The sequence below is a fragment of the Vibrio lentus genome, from assembly GCF_030409755.1.
Classification (GTDB): Bacteria; Pseudomonadota; Gammaproteobacteria; order Enterobacterales; family Vibrionaceae; genus Vibrio; species Vibrio lentus.
On sequence record NZ_JAUFQE010000002.1, the window covers coordinates 1,119,263 to 1,136,078 of the forward strand.

The 16,816-nt window shown below is 41.1% G+C and carries 26 protein-coding genes and 1 pseudogene; 26 read left to right on the forward strand and 1 reads right to left on the reverse strand.

All coding sequences use genetic code 11. From position 1 onward, the window contains the following. Positions 1–36: 36 nt before the first annotated feature. The 4 genes and pseudogenes from QWZ07_RS13445 to QWZ07_RS13460 all read left to right on the forward strand — a co-directional run bounded on the left by QWZ07_RS13445 (position 37) and on the right by QWZ07_RS13460 (position 2,214). Positions 37–427: pseudogene (locus QWZ07_RS13445) on the forward strand (DUF1801 domain-containing protein). An 11-nt stretch (positions 428–438) separates the two neighbouring features. Continuing rightward, positions 439–912: a GNAT family N-acetyltransferase gene (locus QWZ07_RS13450; RefSeq protein ID WP_192853572.1), complete on the forward strand. Its 474-nt coding sequence runs from the start codon at positions 439–441 to the stop codon at positions 910–912. A gap of 14 nt (positions 913–926) precedes the next feature. Continuing rightward, positions 927–1,541, forward strand: a complete 615-nt coding sequence (locus QWZ07_RS13455) for a nucleotidyltransferase domain-containing protein (protein ID WP_192853573.1) — start codon at positions 927–929, stop codon at positions 1,539–1,541. Positions 1,542–1,551: 10 nt separating this feature from the next. After that, a complete protein-coding gene (locus QWZ07_RS13460) occupies positions 1,552–2,214 on the forward strand; it encodes a DNA alkylation repair protein (RefSeq protein WP_192853574.1) in 663 nt (220 codons plus the stop codon). Positions 2,215–2,373: 159 nt separating this feature from the next. On the opposite strand, the gene QWZ07_RS13465 is transcribed toward QWZ07_RS13460, so the two are convergent. After that, positions 2,374–2,529 (reverse strand): CCGSCS motif protein, encoded by a 156-nt coding sequence (locus tag QWZ07_RS13465; RefSeq protein ID WP_102543721.1) that lies wholly within the window; start codon positions 2,527–2,529, stop codon positions 2,374–2,376. Positions 2,530–2,842: 313 nt separating this feature from the next. On the opposite strand from QWZ07_RS13465, the gene QWZ07_RS13470 reads away from it, so the two are divergent. The 22 genes from QWZ07_RS13470 (at position 2,843) to QWZ07_RS13575 (ending at position 16,671) form a co-directional block, all read left to right on the forward strand. Next, entirely contained in the window at positions 2,843–3,364 is a 522-nt protein-coding gene (locus tag QWZ07_RS13470) for a P-loop NTPase family protein (protein ID WP_192853575.1), read from the forward strand. A 237-nt stretch (positions 3,365–3,601) separates the two neighbouring features. Then, positions 3,602–3,892 carry a hypothetical protein gene (locus QWZ07_RS13475; protein ID WP_192853609.1) on the forward strand — a complete coding sequence of 97 codons (291 nt, stop codon included), beginning with the start codon at positions 3,602–3,604 and terminating at the stop codon, positions 3,890–3,892. Between the two features lie 49 nt (positions 3,893–3,941). Beyond that, positions 3,942–4,238 (forward strand): hypothetical protein, encoded by a 297-nt coding sequence (locus QWZ07_RS13480; protein ID WP_261890890.1) that lies wholly within the window; start codon positions 3,942–3,944, stop codon positions 4,236–4,238. Positions 4,239–4,547: 309 nt separating this feature from the next. Beyond that, positions 4,548–4,835 carry a hypothetical protein gene (locus tag QWZ07_RS13485; protein WP_192853577.1) on the forward strand — a complete coding sequence of 96 codons (288 nt, stop codon included), beginning with the start codon at positions 4,548–4,550 and terminating at the stop codon, positions 4,833–4,835. Between the two features lie 150 nt (positions 4,836–4,985). After that, positions 4,986–5,387: an OsmC family protein gene (locus QWZ07_RS13490; protein WP_192853578.1), complete on the forward strand. Its 402-nt coding sequence runs from the start codon at positions 4,986–4,988 to the stop codon at positions 5,385–5,387. A gap of 48 nt (positions 5,388–5,435) precedes the next feature. Continuing rightward, positions 5,436–5,789, forward strand: a complete 354-nt coding sequence (locus QWZ07_RS13495) for a tRNA-binding protein (RefSeq protein WP_102362249.1) — start codon at positions 5,436–5,438, stop codon at positions 5,787–5,789. A 694-nt stretch (positions 5,790–6,483) separates the two neighbouring features. After that, positions 6,484–6,933, forward strand: a complete 450-nt coding sequence (locus tag QWZ07_RS13500; protein WP_192853579.1) for a DUF3291 domain-containing protein — start codon at positions 6,484–6,486, stop codon at positions 6,931–6,933. A gap of 80 nt (positions 6,934–7,013) precedes the next feature. Further along, entirely contained in the window at positions 7,014–7,517 is a 504-nt protein-coding gene (locus tag QWZ07_RS13505) for a P-loop nucleotide/nucleoside kinase family protein (RefSeq protein WP_192853580.1), read from the forward strand. A gap of 88 nt (positions 7,518–7,605) precedes the next feature. Beyond that, positions 7,606–8,118 (forward strand): DinB family protein, encoded by a 513-nt coding sequence (locus QWZ07_RS13510; protein WP_192853581.1) that lies wholly within the window; start codon positions 7,606–7,608, stop codon positions 8,116–8,118. A 6-nt stretch (positions 8,119–8,124) separates the two neighbouring features. Then, positions 8,125–8,583 (forward strand): GNAT family N-acetyltransferase, encoded by a 459-nt coding sequence (locus QWZ07_RS13515; RefSeq protein WP_192853582.1) that lies wholly within the window; start codon positions 8,125–8,127, stop codon positions 8,581–8,583. A gap of 82 nt (positions 8,584–8,665) precedes the next feature. Continuing rightward, positions 8,666–9,496, forward strand: a complete 831-nt coding sequence (locus QWZ07_RS13520) for an NAD-dependent epimerase/dehydratase family protein (RefSeq protein WP_192853583.1) — start codon at positions 8,666–8,668, stop codon at positions 9,494–9,496. Between the two features lie 398 nt (positions 9,497–9,894). Beyond that, a complete protein-coding gene (locus QWZ07_RS13525; protein ID WP_192853584.1) occupies positions 9,895–10,380 on the forward strand; it encodes a GNAT family N-acetyltransferase in 486 nt (161 codons plus the stop codon). Positions 10,381–10,449: 69 nt separating this feature from the next. Next, a complete protein-coding gene (locus QWZ07_RS13530; protein ID WP_076671919.1) occupies positions 10,450–10,839 on the forward strand; it encodes an HIT family protein in 390 nt (129 codons plus the stop codon). A 47-nt stretch (positions 10,840–10,886) separates the two neighbouring features. After that, the gene (locus QWZ07_RS13535; RefSeq protein WP_192853585.1) at positions 10,887–11,495 is read left to right on the forward strand and encodes a pyridoxamine 5'-phosphate oxidase family protein; all 609 of its coding nucleotides are present in this window, start codon (positions 10,887–10,889) and stop codon (positions 11,493–11,495) included. Between the two features lie 5 nt (positions 11,496–11,500). After that, entirely contained in the window at positions 11,501–11,893 is a 393-nt protein-coding gene (locus QWZ07_RS13540; RefSeq protein ID WP_192853586.1) for an NUDIX domain-containing protein, read from the forward strand. Between the two features lie 125 nt (positions 11,894–12,018). After that, entirely contained in the window at positions 12,019–12,438 is a 420-nt protein-coding gene (locus QWZ07_RS13545) for a GNAT family N-acetyltransferase (RefSeq protein WP_076671922.1), read from the forward strand. A gap of 49 nt (positions 12,439–12,487) precedes the next feature. After that, positions 12,488–12,922 (forward strand): GNAT family N-acetyltransferase, encoded by a 435-nt coding sequence (locus tag QWZ07_RS13550; protein WP_065112532.1) that lies wholly within the window; start codon positions 12,488–12,490, stop codon positions 12,920–12,922. Positions 12,923–12,939: 17 nt separating this feature from the next. After that, a complete protein-coding gene (locus tag QWZ07_RS13555) occupies positions 12,940–13,275 on the forward strand; it encodes a 5-carboxymethyl-2-hydroxymuconate Delta-isomerase (protein ID WP_102362243.1) in 336 nt (111 codons plus the stop codon). Between the two features lie 230 nt (positions 13,276–13,505). Next, positions 13,506–13,997, forward strand: coding sequence for an RDD family protein (locus QWZ07_RS13560; RefSeq protein WP_065103494.1), 492 nt, complete (start codon positions 13,506–13,508; stop codon positions 13,995–13,997). 197 nt (positions 13,998–14,194) lie between these two features. Then, the gene (locus QWZ07_RS13565) at positions 14,195–15,088 is read left to right on the forward strand and encodes a PhzF family phenazine biosynthesis protein (protein ID WP_192853587.1); all 894 of its coding nucleotides are present in this window, start codon (positions 14,195–14,197) and stop codon (positions 15,086–15,088) included. A gap of 484 nt (positions 15,089–15,572) precedes the next feature. Beyond that, entirely contained in the window at positions 15,573–16,025 is a 453-nt protein-coding gene (locus QWZ07_RS13570; RefSeq protein ID WP_102438988.1) for a DUF302 domain-containing protein, read from the forward strand. Between the two features lie 199 nt (positions 16,026–16,224). Further along, the gene (locus tag QWZ07_RS13575) at positions 16,225–16,671 is read left to right on the forward strand and encodes a GNAT family N-acetyltransferase (RefSeq protein ID WP_102339694.1); all 447 of its coding nucleotides are present in this window, start codon (positions 16,225–16,227) and stop codon (positions 16,669–16,671) included. The last annotated feature ends 145 nt before the right edge of the window (positions 16,672–16,816 follow it).

The window sequence follows — 16,816 nt, forward strand, 5'->3', positions numbered from 1 at the left end:
TATTTAGGTGTTGGTATTCGAGAATTGGAGTTTTCAATGGACAAGGCAGTCAAAAATCATTTCGAAGAGTGTCCAGAAAACGCCCGAGTTCGATTGGTAGAGTTACGAGAGCTCATTTTAAAACTCTCATTGGACTTGCAGTTGGGTGAAGTCGAAGAGTCTTTGAAATGGGGAGAGCCAAGCTATAGCGTAAAGAGCGGAAGCCCAATTCGAATTGATTGGAAGTTAAAGACACCAAACAATTATTATCTGTTTTTTCACTGCCAAACAAAGTTGGTAGACACCTTTCGAGAGTTGCATGGTGATGTATTGCGGTTTCAAGGGAATAGGGCTGTCCGACCCATTGCCAGAGCCTGAAATTAAACATTGCTTAGAGCTTGCATTAACTTATCACCAGCGAAAACATTTACCGCTTCTTGGAACATAATTGGTATTAATATGAACGTAAGGAAAGCATCTAAACAAGACTCGAGTAAGTTGTTCGAACTCATTGAGCAAAAAGCTGAATTTGATCGAAGCATGAAAGGGTTTGAAGGCGAAATATCGACGACTACAAAGAAAATCGAACGCACGTTATTTGGTGACTATCCATTTGCACATGCTTTGCTATTAGAACTCAATGAGGATGTTTTAGGTTTCGCGTTGTTTCATTATCGTTACTCCTCTTTTAGCGGTGAACCGTCTATTTGGCTTGATGACCTTTTGGTTGTTGGGGAACATAGATCAAAGGGGTATGGTGCTGAACTTATGCAGGCTTTGAAAACGGAAGCTGAAAAGTCGTTAGCCTCTCACATTTCGTGGACAGCAAGCCCATACAATACAAAAGCCCATGAGTTCTACAATAACTTAGGTGCAGAAATAGAGCGTATGGATGGCCAGCGTCCGTATTTTCGTTGGGTAACATTCGACTAATAAGGTGTTATGTTATGGATAAAGCGACAGAGCTAGCTGTAAATGAAATGGTTAAAAAGTATGACCCTCATACTGTAATCGTTTATGGCTCAAGAGCGAGAGGGGATGCGACGGCTGAAAGTGATGTCGATCTCGCATGTTTTGTTGATGGCTTGCAAACTTTCGAAGATACGAGCGACCGTGATGGTGTGTTCATTGATGCTTGGATATATCCGACGGATGCGATGAATAGCGTTGGTGACTTTATAAAGTTACACCAAGCGTGCTGCATTATAGACAAACAAGGGCTTGGCAAAAAACTAGTCACGAAGGTCGAGAAAGAGCATCAAAAGGGCCCTGCGTCTCTAACTGATTTAGACAAAACCAATCTTATCGAGCTAAGACAGAAGATCTTAAAACAGGCATGCAAAGGTGGGCTTGAGGGCAATTTTCGAAAAGGTTGGCTTCAAACTGACCTGTTACAAACGTATTTCTCATTACGCAGGCTTTGGTATTTCGGACCAAAACAGAGCTTTTCATGGCTGGAAGAGAATGATGAGGTTGCTTTTAAACTTTTCTCTGAAGTATACGAAGAGCCGCAGAGTATTGAAAAGTTAAAGAAATTGGCAGCGTTCGTCTTAAACGTATGACAAAAAATTTATGAGTGTATTCGACTTAATTGCAAGAGAGCTACGTGGGGTTGGTTATCCTGAGCAAAGTGTTCGCACCAGCCAAATTCGCAGTATATCGGCGAAGGTCTATAGAACCTTAGAGAGTAAAGATATCTCAGATGTACTTAAAGCGAGTGAAGAACTCCTTGAACATAGGGATTGGGCATTTGGGGTCATCGCCTATGATTGGGCGTTTCGAGTAAAGAAGCAATATACGCTGGAAACGTTCGATACTTTTGAGCATTGGCTATTTGAGTATGTGACTGATTGGAACGACTGTGACGATTTTTGTACCCACGCTTTTGGGGAATTAATCAAGCAACATAATGAGTTGTTTGAGAAGGTGCTAAGTTGGGGTGAACACGATCACTTTGCGGTACAAAGAGCTGCTGCTGTTGTTCTGATATACCCAGTCAATAAGAACGTCTACAAGGATTTGAAACCGACTCTAGTTGCGGATCATTTGTTAGAAAACGAACATCACTTGGTTCAAAAAGGTTATGGCTGGTTATTGAAAGTGTTTTCCAAGAAAGAGCCAGAATTGGTCGTGGAGTATTTGAAAAATAACCATGACAAAATGCCTAGAACTGCTTTTCGCTATGCTTTAGAAAACCTAGACAAAGATACGCAGCAAGCGCTTATGTCTCTTTAGCAACATAACTAGAAAAATCTATATTACCAATGAGAGTTTGGTTCAGTGTTGGTGTTTACGATGGTAAGAGCTTAGGAAGGGTGCTTCGCTTAATGTGTTATAACGTGTTGCAGACAAACAAACCTTAGACGGGTTTCTAAGGTTCGTTCTACATAGGAACTATGAACAAGATCCGCAACAGCCGCTTGGGGTGTCATGTTTAATTTTCTTCTTTGGTTCATTGTTTTCTTGAGTCGTTTCTTCTGTAGTTAGTTTCGTTTCTTCAGTGGTTTCTGCATCTTTGTTTTTGAAGATCTTCTTGATTGAAAATGTCATCTCATTGGTCTCGATTAGTCTGTGAACGTGAAATGATAATACCAGAGTAAATTAGTCAACTATTGATGTAGCACATGTTTGACGCTGTAACTTCCCTTAATGAATCCACGATTCTAATCAATTCAATTGACAACTCACTTTCAATATATGAGAGTGGTTGTATGAAAACTAATCTAAAGCAAGTTCAAAAACGAATTATCATCATTCCATAGGAATGGTGGGTTTTTGATGCGCTCTAGAATAATCAAACCCACCCGTGAGGTGGTTTTTTTGTATCTATCTTTCGGGGAAACAGGCTCTTAGAGGTATTAATATGAAGAAAATAGCGGTTTTTGGTAAACCGGGCAGCGGGAAATCTACGATAAGTAAAGCGTTGGCAGCGGCCACTGGATTACCACTTCATCAACTAGATTCAATTGCCTACAAGCCAAATGGCGAGTTGATCGAGCGAGAAATATTCAAAGACGTTCACGACATAATCATAAGCTCAGACACTTGGATTATCGATGGGCTTGGGCCAATCGGTGCGTTCAATCAGCGTTTAGATGCCGCCGACACGTTGATCTACATCGACCTACCTTATGCGGTTAGCTATTGGTTCGTAACAAAACGTTTTCTTAAAGGGGTATTCGTAAAACCAGAAGGCTGGCCTGAAGGAAGCTCGGTATTGAAGGGAACACTAGCGAGTTACAAAATTCTGAAGTTATGCCCAGTGTTCTGGAATGATGAGCTGATGAGTAAGTTAATCGCTAAGTCGGATGAGAAAACAGTACATGTAATCAAAAGCGTTAGTGAACTCAATAACTTTGTCTCTCGCTTAAAATTGAACGATTAAAGCGGGCACACAAACCTTCACCGCATTTGGATGCGTTATGCCTCCTTATGGGAACTTGGACTATTGTTAAGCTAATAAGCTAATAAGCTAATAAGCTAATAAGCTAATAAGCTAACAGGCTAACAGGCGAAGAGTGAGGGTTCAGGTATGACAAGGTTTCTATTACTACTATTGTTTACGATTATTTCTACGGGCTGTGGAACAAGTGACAGTGCTTTAATTGAAAGCGGGCATAACATGGCTTACGTGCAAGGTTTTCATGATGGCAGACATAGTGGCATGCAAGAAGCGGGTAATAACTTTGAAACCTTCATAAAAGACCAAAAGCGGTTCGAGTCCGATACTGATTATAAGCAAGGTTGGATCGCCGGCGAGTCTGAGGGGAAAAGATTACAAGACGAAGCAACGTCATTTGGTAAAGGTGTCGCAGGTAGTTATTCCCCTAAAGCTGAAGCGACGAACTCTGACGATGTGGCAAAAGAAGCGCTGAAAGGTGTCGATACCTCAGGCTTGAAAAGTTTAGAGTGATGAAGTCAGAATATAGCGAGTGGTCGAGAAGCATAATGCTGACTTGAAAATGCATGCAACAGGATACTTTGAAACGCCTTATGCCATGGAGTGGATGAACTTCGATGAAGACAGTTCATTGCCAGAAGTCATTAAGACGCAGCCACATATAGGGTATGTTGTAGAAAACTTGGAAGATGCCATCAATGGCAGAAACATCGTTTTAGCGCCAACAAGCCCGGCACCGGGAGTTAAAGTGGCGTTTGTTCTCGAAGGCCGAGACCTTATTGAATTCCTGCAGTTTGATCGACCTGAACACGAAGTTTGGCCACACCCAAACAAGTTCATGTTAGAGCTCTTAGGCTAGCTTAGAGAGCATAGGTTAGCTTAGAGATCATAGCTAAAGTCTTTAACAAGAAATATGAATTAGAAACCCAACGTTTAGGTCAATAGTCCAACGTTGGGTTTCGTGTTTCTGGTGTCATGGTTTAGATTGGGCAATCTCGCCGTATAATCGGTTATTCGGTGTCGTTAGAAAAGCGTTGGCTACAAACCTAAATCGATAACGAGGCATTTCGGATGATGCTTAATACTTGGTAATTTAGTGCTAAGTGGTTTAACGAATTTGTTTTGCGGGTACAATCATAAGGTCGTTGTATGCAAGATTTGGTTTCTAATGAAAAAAATGATGGCTGTTTTAGTCACTCTACTTCTTAGTGGATGTTCTCTATTTATTACTGGCGCTTATTTAGGGAAGGATTGGCCAGGAAGGGATGTTGACGCACTCATAGAGCATTGGGGAGAGCCGAATGAGGTTATTGTGAGTGATAGCGGTGAGAAAGAAGTGATCTATAAATTATTCAGTGATACTTGTACTTATACATTTTATTCTGATTCAGCGGATGTCATAACTGATTATGACTATGAAAGTACATGGTTGGGTACGTGTAAACCCATAGGTTAGTGTCACAGACCGCTATTCTTAAATGCGATTGTAGAGTTCTGCCTTACTGCACAACATCTATTTCAGAGACAATTCAGCCTGCTGAGGTTAATAATTCCCGCAATAGAACAGAAGACATCCAAAAACTCACATGTTCAAAGGTAAGTCACTATGAGTCTCAATGTTAAATGGGGTGGTGAGTGTCAATTTAAAGTGACCACAGAGGGTGGTTTCAATTTTGACATCGACGCCACCAGCAACCAAGCACCGTGTCCAACCGAGGTACTTTTGTCTGCACTCGGCGCATGCAGTGCAACGGATGTGGTTTTGATCCTTCAAGAGAAAGGTTTCGAAATCTCAGGGCTAGAAAATAACGTCACACACACCTTAACGGACGAAGAACCTCGATTGTATAAATCTGCCAATCTCCATTTTTCGGTACAAAGCTGTGGGATTTCTGAGTCAGATATTCTTACTGCGGCTCAAGAAGCCGTTTCAAAACATTGCCATGTTTGCTTGATGCTGCAACCTAAAATAAAGATTACTTGTTCGGCAGAAGTGATAGCAGCGTAACTTTCATCATAGAGCGTTAAACGCTCATCACAAATTTAGGATATACCTATGAAACCAGCACCAATCAAAGACGAAATTACATTCGACGATTTTGCAAAGCTTGATATCCGAGTTGGTCAAATCAAGGAAGTGAGCGAAGTCGCTAAGTCTGACAAATTAATGAAGCTAACCGTAGATTTTGGCGACCACACGCGTTCAATCTTGGCTGGCATTAAACAAGAACGTGAAAACCCGAAAGAGATTGAAGGCAAACAGGCGCTATTTGTGGTGAACCTTCCAGAAAGAAAAATGGCAGGTGAAGTTTCTCAAGGGATGCTTTTCGACATTGGCTACGAAGATAAACTGCAACCGTGTTTAGCTTGCCCAGAAAACGAAATGCCCAATGGTGCTAGAGCGGGTTAGAACATAAATGAAATTTTGGTGGCGGGATCGTTTACAACTTACTGTATAAATAAAATAGTAGATATTGGGTATATATGGACGTTTGGTTTTTAGTTACCGCAATCAGTTTTGTTGTCTGCTTGGTCGCAACTTTAGTTAGTTTAGTCATTAATGTTAGGCTAAAAGTCACTCTTTATTGGTTTGGCTTAGCATTTCTAAGTGTGACGCTATTTTTTGCTCAGGAATACACGATACGCCATTTACTATCGGATAGGCTAGTCGAGGAAAGTTTCGTTATTTCGTCTAATGAAGAAGTTAACAAGCTTAGTCTATTGAGAGCTCTAAAAAATAAGCAATATGTAGATATAAACAGGACTAAACCAACGGTTAAAAACAAAGTTAGAATCGTCGCGCGCGATGGAGAAGTAGAGTTAATCTTAGCTAAGGACTCAGTGCACGAAGATATCTACTGGGTGTATTACCCTAAATATCGTTTTAGTCGAATCAATGATATTGGAAAAATTAGGTTGGACTAGGTATTTACATAACAATACGCATAAATAAATACACATAAAAAATCACCGGAAGAACTGGAAAGTAGTTTCCGTGTTACGGTGTAAAAATTCAGCTTGAGACTTTGGTTAGCGATTGACGTTGGTAATTGCTCATCGAAGTGTTCTCCATTTTTATCATAATCATTCAAGGAAGAAGCATTGTGAAATTAGCTCAGTTAAATATTGCTCTGGCGAAGTACCCTTTAGATGCGCCTGAAATCAAAGATTTTGTTGATAATTTGGATCTGGTTAATGGCATAGCCGAAAGCAGTGAAGGATTTGTCTGGCGTCTCAAAGATGAATCTGGTGATGCGACCAATATCAAAGCGTTCGATAATCCGAACATGATCGTCAATATGTCTGTGTGGGATTCAGTAGATTCGTTAAAGAACTTCATGTTTAGAACTCATCATCGCGACTTCATGCGAAGAAAAAACGAATGGTTTCATCGTTTAGCTGAAGATACGTATGTTCTTTGGTGGGTTGAAGATGATCACATCCCAAGCCTTGATGAAGCTATCGAGCGACTAGAACACCTTAGAGAAGTGGGTGACACACCTTATGCATTCACATTTAAAACCAATTTTACTGAATTAGAAGCGCAAGAATAGCTTTGTATAACAGTGTTTTGCGGGTTCCTTTGGTATTGTCAGTTTTACATCTTAAAGGCGTTGTTTGTTAACGAGGAACTATGACCAAAATCTATTTCGTTTGTGGCTTTATTGGGTCGGGTAAAACTACGTACTCTAAACGACTTGCAGAAGAGCATAACGCCTTTCGCTTCTCCATAGATGAATGGATGATTCCTCTCTATGGCGAGCATATGGATCGTGAAACCTTTGACCACCGTTTAGCGACTCTACAGGGGTTATTCAAAGACTCGGCAACACAACTTTTCTCTCTTGATGTGCCTGTTATTTTTGACTTCGGTTTTTGGCGCAAAGCCGATCGAAATGCTTTTACTGAATGGGCATTAAATGCAGGTGTTAAAAGTGAAGTACATTACTTGGATATTCCTTTTGAAACCTGTAAAGAGAGGGCATTTCATCGTAATTCAGAGTTGAACGGAAAATCTTATGAAATGACGCCAGAAATGTTGGAGTTGTTCTGGTCTTGGTTCGAAGTCCCAGATCCCGATGAAAATGTGGTTTGGGTTCAGCAAGCGCTCTCATTGCGGAGCAAACTGGCTTTGTAGTGATTGGAACATCGAGTGTGGCAATTGCACGCAGTCACGGAGTGGATGACGGTGCATAAGTGAATAACTGAAAAAAAAGGATAAATAGATGCAGTTTGCGAAGGCATTTGAATACAAAAAATGGGCAAATAGTCAGTTACTCGATTTTGGAGAGAAACAATTCTCAAAACTGCCGGAAAACGATGGCACATTTTTCATTAGAATTCTAAACCATACAACTGTAGTGGATAGCCTATTCATAAGTCGAATTCTCGGTGAACCGGAAAAATATACTGCTGATAATACTGTTGAAACTCCTTCCTTTTCAGAGCTGCGTGAGAGGATGGCTCATAATGATACTCGGTTAGTGCAGTATGCAATGTCAGCCTCAAAAGATGAGTTAGACAAAGTTATTCAGTTTAACTTCGTAGATGGTGATATAGGGACAATGTCTGTTGAAGAAGTCCTTCTCCACTTGCTCACACACGGTAATAACCACAGAGGCATGGCGTCTAGAGTGTTAGCTGAAAACAATTTAGAACGCCCAAAGGACACATTTACCCGCTATCTGCACTTTGCTGAGCCAGCACGTAGAGGTAGCGACATGTTGAAAGAAAAGTAAAAGGTTATGTACTTAAGAACAGCACATACGCATGAGTTGGATGATATTTATCTCATGGGTTTTGATGTATGGGGAAGCCAGTTGTCGGTCGATGAGTATCTAGCTTGTTGTTACAACAGTGGTAAGTATCAGAATGGAACTTGGTATGTGCTAATAGAACAGGAACAAATTGTGTCTTCTTTGATTGTTTATCAGAGAGAGTTTGGCCTTTTGGAAGGAAGCCGTGGGCTGGGTTCCATTGCAACGCCACCAGAATTAAGGGGCAAAGGCTATGCTTCAAAATTAATTAACTTGGTAAAAGATGAGCTATTCCAAGATCAAAATAGTAAGGCATTGTTTCTGCATAGTGATATTGACAAAGAGTTTTATAGGCGACTAGGATTTACCGCAATTGAAGGTTCTGACTGTATGTACAGTACGAGTGATAACGCGGAATTCAAAGGCGCGATACCTGCGTATTTTTAATCGCGAACATTATATTTGTTTTTACGCAGAATAAATGGCCAACGGTTGAAGCTTGATGCTTGGCATTTGATTTAGGGAAAGAATGAGAGTTTTAATAGCAGGTGCCAATGGTTATATTGGTCGTCACATTACGAAGGCATTCGTAAACAGTGGTTTTGATGTTTTTCGCTACAGCAGGGACAAAGGCATTGCCGCTTGTTCGGATTGCATCAAAGACCTATCCGCAGATTATGAAGATTACTTCGATGTGGTTATCAATTGCGCACGCCCTCACTGGTCAGAATTTTCGCCAGTTGAAATCGCAGACATTGAACATGGCTTGCTCAAACAGCTTGATAGATTTGCGTCTGAAGATGCGATAAAGATCCACACATCGGGAGTTTGGCTCTTTGGTAATGCATCTCAACAAGACCTCAAAGAGTTTAGGCTTAAACCTTTAAAGGCCGTTGAGTTAGACGTAAAAACAATTCACTCAGTGATTCGTACTAACTGGCATATCGTTTACTGCCCGAGCTTGGTATATGGCGGTGGCAATTGCCAATTAAAGCGAATCATCGAATCGTATGTTGAACAAACCGCTCAAGTTGCCGTTCCTTCCCAAGGCCACAATCAATACGTCCACGTTTATGATATTGCCAAGTTTTATTTACTATTGGTACAAAACCCAGTTTCAGAAATGCAGCACTTTATTGCAGAAACTAAGGGGTACAGCCCAGTTGAGTTTGCGCAACTTTTATTAGAATCAAATGTGATTCAAAAAGTAGATGAACGTTCTTGGGTGGAATTCGCGGCTCTAAATGGTTTTGAGTCTCAACAATTAGAAAGGCTCAACCTCACTCTACCAGTGAGCCCTCTATTCCAAGCGACTGAGTTGATTCATGAGTATATAAAAAAGTTAAACGAAGGAAGTTAAAGCGAGAGCTGAATATTGCTGCCGTGCTTTAGTATAAATACTCGGTGTGATTTTCAGTGATTCTCGATAGGCTTGCTAAAAAGCTTAATTACCGTAAGTTGCTCAGCATTAACAGCTCTTTGTTAATAATGTGTATCACTACGCACTTCCACGTCTATCCGGGTTGATGGCATATTTGCTATGCTAGTCAGTACTTTACGAAAACCGATTGATCGGATAGTGTGCAGGTTGATAACTTTCTTTAAACACTTATTGTTGGCCTTGTGCTGTTCTAATCTGCTTTCGTAACATAATAATGACTAACAGGGCACCTCCGATATAAATAAGTACCACATCAATGTGTCAACTTGGTGGTAGTAGAATCCGTGTTGTCATAAGTTTGGTTTTGGAGGGAATTCATGATTAGGGAAATGTCTAAATCTAACTTTGTGTCATTTTGGCCTACGTTTTCAGCAGTTATTCAAGCACAAGAAACCTACGCTTTTGATCCAGAAATGACGATGGAACAAGCCTTTTCGGTTTGGTGTGAACTGCCATTAAAAACTTATGTATATACCGAAAATGATATTGTTTTAGGATCGTACTACATAAAGTCAAATGCAATGGGGCCAAGTGGTCATATTTGTAATTGCGGTTACATGGTTTCGGTAGAGGCAAGGGGACAGGGAATAGCGCGGTCTTTGTGTGAGCACTCTCAACAAGTCGCCATTGATTTAGGCTTTGAGGCGATGCAATTTAACAGTGTCGTATCGACAAACAAAACGGCAATAAAGCTTTGGGAAAGGCTCGGCTTTAGTATTATCGGTGCTATCCCAAAGGCATATAAGCATCCTAAGTTTGGTCTCGTTAACAGCTATATCATGTACAAATCACTTAAAAAGTAAGAAAGCCGATGAATGGCGTTATTACTTTTTAAGAAGGTTAATTTCAAGCGGTATCCTAGGAGGTTTTAAATGACGATAGTCGAAAAAATTGTTAGTCGTGAAATGGAAGCTGTGATCGTTTATGAATCGGATAACGTGATTGCGTTCGCTGACCACGATCCTATCAACTTTGGGCATATATTAATTTGTCCGACATACCCGTACACGAACTATATTGATTTACCGGAAGATGTTCTTACTGAAATTCAATCTGTCGCTAGGCAGGTATATAAGCGTATCCAAGAGGCGTTTAAGCCTGATGGGATTTCGTTCCTGCAAAATAACGGTGAGTTTAATGAATTGTCTCATTACCACCTGCATATTTTCCCAAGGTTTGAGGATGATCAGTTCGGGTGGAAAAGTAGTGAACTCGGAATTCAAAGTATAGATAAACTGCGCGAATCATTAGAAAACTTGTAATTCATAGTGAAAACTAGATGCACATTAAGTGCACAAAAGGCTTAACAATGAGTGAAATAAAAACGTTAGAACAATTAAATGAGCTTTATGCCGAGCCGAGTAAAAGAGCTCAAAATAAAGTACTTCCAGCGCTGGACGCCCACGCGAGCACTTTAATCAACCATTGCCATTTTGCTGTGTTGGGGACGACCGACTCGCAAGGCTTTGGCGATCTGTCTCCAAAAGGCGGTGAGCCCGGCTTTATCAAGGTTCTCGATGAGTCTACGATTCTGATACCGGATAGCTCGGGGAATAATCGTATTGATGGCTTAAAAAACATCATCAATAACCCTGAAGTTGGCTTGCTGCTGATGGTTAATGGAATAGATGAAGTGGTGCGTGTTAAAGGTAAAGCCAGTATTCATACCGATCCAAACTTGCTTGCGGCTTGCCCAGATGGGAAGAAAGCCCCAAAAGTCGTGATTAAAATCGCTGTAGAGTCTATGTACTTTCATTGCGCTAAGGCGGTAATGAGAGGCAAGCTTTGGTCTGATACGTTTAAAGTGGAGCGTTCTATTCTGCCATCGCTGGCACAGATCATGAAAGATCAACAAAACTTAGAAGATCCCGCGATCAATCAAGACGATATGGTCAAATATTACCAGTCCACACTGTGATATTTATGAAGAATGTAGTTCAAATTATCTTTGTGTCGGGCTCTAAGTTTCTACTCGGCTTTCGTCAAAACACAGAAGCGTACGACCAATACTGGGGATTTCCTTCTGGGAGAATAGAACAAGGGGAGTTACCTCGGACCGCAGCAAAGCGAGAAGCGCGAGAAGAGGTTGCGGTTGACGTCAGCAACTTAGCATTGTTCGCGATTGTCTCTGATCCAGAGTTACCCATTTGTCATTATTTTTACCTTTGCCACGACTGGCATGGTGAAATAGAAAATGCTGAGCCGCATTTATGCCGAGAGTTACGCTGGTTTGATCACGACAAGCTACCCGAAAATTGTACGCCTATTACTTACTTAGTGATGAAGGAATTAGAAGGGTTTTGTGCATCAAGTTAGCTTGTCGGTCCTCTATACACAAGGCGTAGCCAAAAAATTTGAAGGTTGGCTCGCTGCCCCTACAGAAGTTTCATTAATGAATAAGTTATCTTGATGCAACTCGTCTAATTAGGATTAATCAGTCAGTGGAATATAAGTTAGATACCGAACCATCAGATAGTGACATTAATGAAGTTCGCTCCGGCCTAATCAAACACAACACACCATTTCTGGAGGGTATTCCCAAATCTCAAGTGGGTTACTACGCCATGGAAGGGGATGTTAAAGTCGGTGGCATTATTGCCGATCTTTGGGGTAATTGGTTGTTGATTAAGTTCCTTTGGGTAGACGACTCAATGAGAGGGAAACAGGTGGGAGGAAAGCTTCTACAACTCATTGAAGAGTACGCGCAAACCCAAGGCTGTACATCGTCACTTGTCGACACCTTAAGCTTTCAAGCTAAGCCTTTTTATGAGAAGCATGGCTATCAATGCCAAATGGTGTTGGAGAATTATCCTGTGGATTCATCACTTTCATTTCTTACTAAGTCAATTATCGAGAGCTAACTGACTTTCGACTTATTCAATTGAAACTTACAGAAGCAAGGAGAGCAATGTGGTCAAGATTCGAGAAATGGTAACTGCAGATTATGATTCAGTCATCGCGTTATGGTGTAAAACTGAAGGCATGAGCATTCGTGATGCGGATTCAAAAGAAAGCATTGCGAGTTACTTAAAGCGTAACCCTGGTTTGAGCTTTGTTGCCGAGTCCGACAAAGAGATTGTTGGTGCGGTCTTAGTGGGTACCGATGGGCGTCGAGGTTATTTACAACATTTGGCTGTCTCTACTGAATGCAGAGGGCAGAGGTTAGGTTGTAAACTTGTATCCGAAGCGGTTAACTCTCTTGCTACGTTAGGTATTCCCAAGACGCACTTATTTGTATACAACGATAATATCAACGCTCAGCAATTCTATGAGAAATTGGGTTGGTTTCCTCGTGACGAAGTTCGTATGTACTCGTTTAATAGCTCAAGTAACAGTAACGTCTAATTTTTAAGGAGTAAGTTTTGCCTCATTGTATTATTGAACACTCTTCGTCTATTAAGTCAGATGAGTTAAACAACAAAGTCTTTCTAGGTGCACTAAATTCGGGTTTGTTTGAGGCTGACGGCCGAGATATCAAGGTGAGAAGTATCGCCTATCAGAACTACCAAACCGGTACGACGAAAGCTGATTTCATCCACGTCACACTACGTATATTGTCTGGCCGCAGCGATGAGAATAAGGCTACCTTGTCAAATACTGTGATGACGCAATTAGAGTCTTTGTCTCTGGTTGATGCCTCGATTACGATTGAGGTTGTCGATATGGATCGAAATAGCTACAGCAAGGTCGTGGTCTAACTCTCTCCGTATTTACTTCTTTTTCCAAGCTTATAAATAGATTCATAACACTCGGTGTTTTACCGTGCGTTATGTTTTGTTGATTGACGGCATTTTTTGAACGATTTTCTATTGTCGTGATTTATAAATTGGTACGGCAATCACAAACATTAAGTGTCTTGTTGAGTATCAATTGAGAAGTCGATTGCATTAAGTATCATGTATTTACGTTAATTATATAAGTAAATAGCATGAAAGATGATGTCCCCTCGACAATAAGTGATTTGTACGAATATTCAGGCTTTTGGCCTCGAGTTGGTGCGAGTTTAATTGATACAGTCATAATCGGTGCCATCACATACCCTATATTGATTTCGGTTTACGGCTGGGTATATTTTGATAACGAGGCATTAGTAAAAGGCTTCACAGATCTTGTGTTTGGTTGGATCTTTCCAGTCGTCGCTATTTTGGTTTGTTGGCTTTATCGACAAGCAACACCTGGCAAAATGGCGATATCCGCAAAAATTGTAGACGCAACCACTGGCGATAAACCCTCTCTTCAACAATATATAGTGAGATACCTTGGATATATCCTAGCGACTATCCCGTTTGGGCTTGGAATATTTTGGGTTGCTTGGGATAAGCGTAAACAGGGGTGGCATGACAAATTGGCCAACACTGTGGTTATCTGCAAAAAAGACCGAAAAACACCTCAGAAAGTCAGGTTTTCTTCTAAGAGTTAGTATCTATAGTGAGTCGAACTCATCGCTCACTATTCATGAATTCGTGTTAATCAGGTCTGTAGATTTACACGTTAGTTGATTGAAAGTTATTACAGAAAAAGCACACTTAGTAACATCAAAATGTGACAAGATTGTCTGGAGTGGGAGTGGGAGTGGGAGTGGGAGTGAGCATTTATCCCCGTTTACTAAGATGTTGCATGGAGGTACTGAAGTTGAAGAACGTAGAAGCTTTTTTGGTGAATTCCTTTACTAAGAACGGTAAGGGAGGGAATCCTGCGGGCGTGGTTTTACAGGCGGATTTTCTGTCTAACGAAGACAAGTTAGCGATAGCACAAGCGGTTGGCTTTTCTGAAACAGCGTTTGTTTCTCAAGATGATGAAGTCGACTTTGAATTGTCTTTTTTCACCACAACGAGTGAGGTCGATTTCTGTGGACACGCAACATTAGCTGCGTTTTCAACAATGTACCGTGAAGGGCTAATCACTCCAGGGCAATACGTTCAAAGGACTAAAGCTGGCATGTTGGCTGTCACTGTTGAGTCTAATGGGCAGATAGTGATGGAGCAGGCATTACCTGAATATCGAGATGTGTTTAGCTATGACACGATATCTGAATTGATTGGAATCGCTCCACAAATATTAAGATCTACCCAGTTGCCAATCGAGGTTATTTCAACTGGGTTGCCAGATATTATTGTTCCCGTCCCCAATGGCTATCTCGACAAAATTCAAGTCGATGAAGGCTCTCTTAGTGAATTCTGTAAGTTACATGATGTCATTGGCCTGCATGCTTTTGAACTGTGTGAGAAACCCACCGAATTAACTGCAAGTTGTAGAAATTTCGCTCCTTTATTTGGCATCCCTGAGGAATCAGCAACAGGGAGCGCCAGTGGTGCGTTGGCTTGCTATTTAGCTAAGCACTTAAATGGCATTCATGGACACAGTTTTACTTTCGAGCAAGGTAGGGCAATGGGTTATGTTTCCCAAATTACGGCAGCCGTTGAATTAGACGATGTTGGCGATAGTGAGATTATCAAGGTTAGGGTCGGAGGCTTCGCGCACCCAATTGGGGTTCAGAATATTGCCATATAGGAACACTGAAAACTCATGCGCGACGCCTTATTAACAGGGTGTTGGTCTCAAGGTTTTTTATAAATAAGGAGGTCTTAGACCGATAAGGATGTTCATGAACTTGATCATTATTTTGAGCACTATCTTATTTAGCCGGCATGTTATGAGTCAGCTAGGGTATAGCTACAATATCTTTTCTGATCCGTTCGATTTAACGCTCTTTCTCATTGATATCGGGCTGTCTATTCTTGTTTATTGGGTATTACACTTTTCATACACTCGGACAAAACTCATTGTCCAAAATTCAATGAAGAAATACAGATAATGTGTCGCACACTACAATCATAAGTACCAACCAGTTGAAAGGTTAGGCTTTCTGATGACGCATATTACAAAGGTCTGCGTAGACTAAGTACCTAAAAAGGCGTTATAAGAGTGATGTTTCGCCCTGTAATTCGGCGTTAGGCAACTGTGTTTTGAATGAGTTAACTCGTAGAGGTATAGAATGAAAAGAATAATATCACTAGGCATTATCGCACTTTCCGCTTCCTTTTCTGTCGCGGCTTCTGATGGTCTAGTTAAGTATGAAAGTAATTACTCGGTAAAAGAAACAGCTGATCGCTTCGAAAATATAGCGAAAAGCAAAGGGCTTACTTTGTTTGCAAGAGTTGACCATCAAAAAAATGCGGCCAGTGTGAACCTAGAACTACGACCAACCGAAGTTATCATTTTTGGTAACCCAAAAGTTGGAACGCCTTTAATGCAGTGCGCTCAAGATGTGGCTATCGACTTACCGCAGAAGGTCATGGTGAGTGAAGACGATAATAAGAAAGTTTGGCTTACTTACAATAATCCTACGTACCTGATGGAGCGTCATCAGATCCAAGGTTGTGATGAAGTCATTAAAAAGATCTCAGGTGTGTTGAGTAAGCTGTCAGAGGCTACAGTAGCCAAGTAAGTATCGATAGTTTTTATCACCAACAGCCTATGCGTGGCGTGCTACGCGAGGTTAGGCTGTCAGTAACATGCCTCAATTCAATTAAGCTTCACTCTAGTTCTCAACCAGTTGTCCATAGGGCATGGTCTCTCATGTGAATTAGCGTAGTGAGTATCACTTTTGATAGAATTCGGTTTGCTTTTCGTTCTTGGTGACAAATATGGAATTAAATGAAGTTGGAAGTCATGAGATCCCGATGGATCTACTTCTCGAAGCTGACCCGTCAAAAGAGAGCATTTCATCGTATCTGCCAAGTTCGTGGTGCTTTAGCGCGTCAGAGAATGGAAAAATCTTGGGCGTGTGTGTTGTTAAACTGCAAAAGCATACTGTTGCTGAAATCTATAATGTCTCGGTCTATCCCGAAAATCAGGGGCGTGGCATTGGGTCTGAATTACTTAGGTTTGTTTTGTCCGTTTTACCGACCAAAGGGATAGAAAGAGTCGAACTTGGTACCGGTACTTTTGGTTATCAACTAACTTACTATCAACGCCTTGGCTTTCGAGTCGATTCAGTGGCTAAAGATTACTTTCTTCTCAATTATCCAGAGCCCATCTTTGAAAACGGCATTCAACATAAAGACATGCTGAGGTTATACATACAGCTTTAACAAGCTGTGAGCTTGAGTGAAATAGTCAGCGATTCAATGCTTATGATTAACTAACGGTATCAACAGTTAAGCACAAAAAAGCACACCGATTTCTGCGGTGCGCTTTTTGTTAAACAGGTTGATGCTTCAAATCTCGATAAAGCTT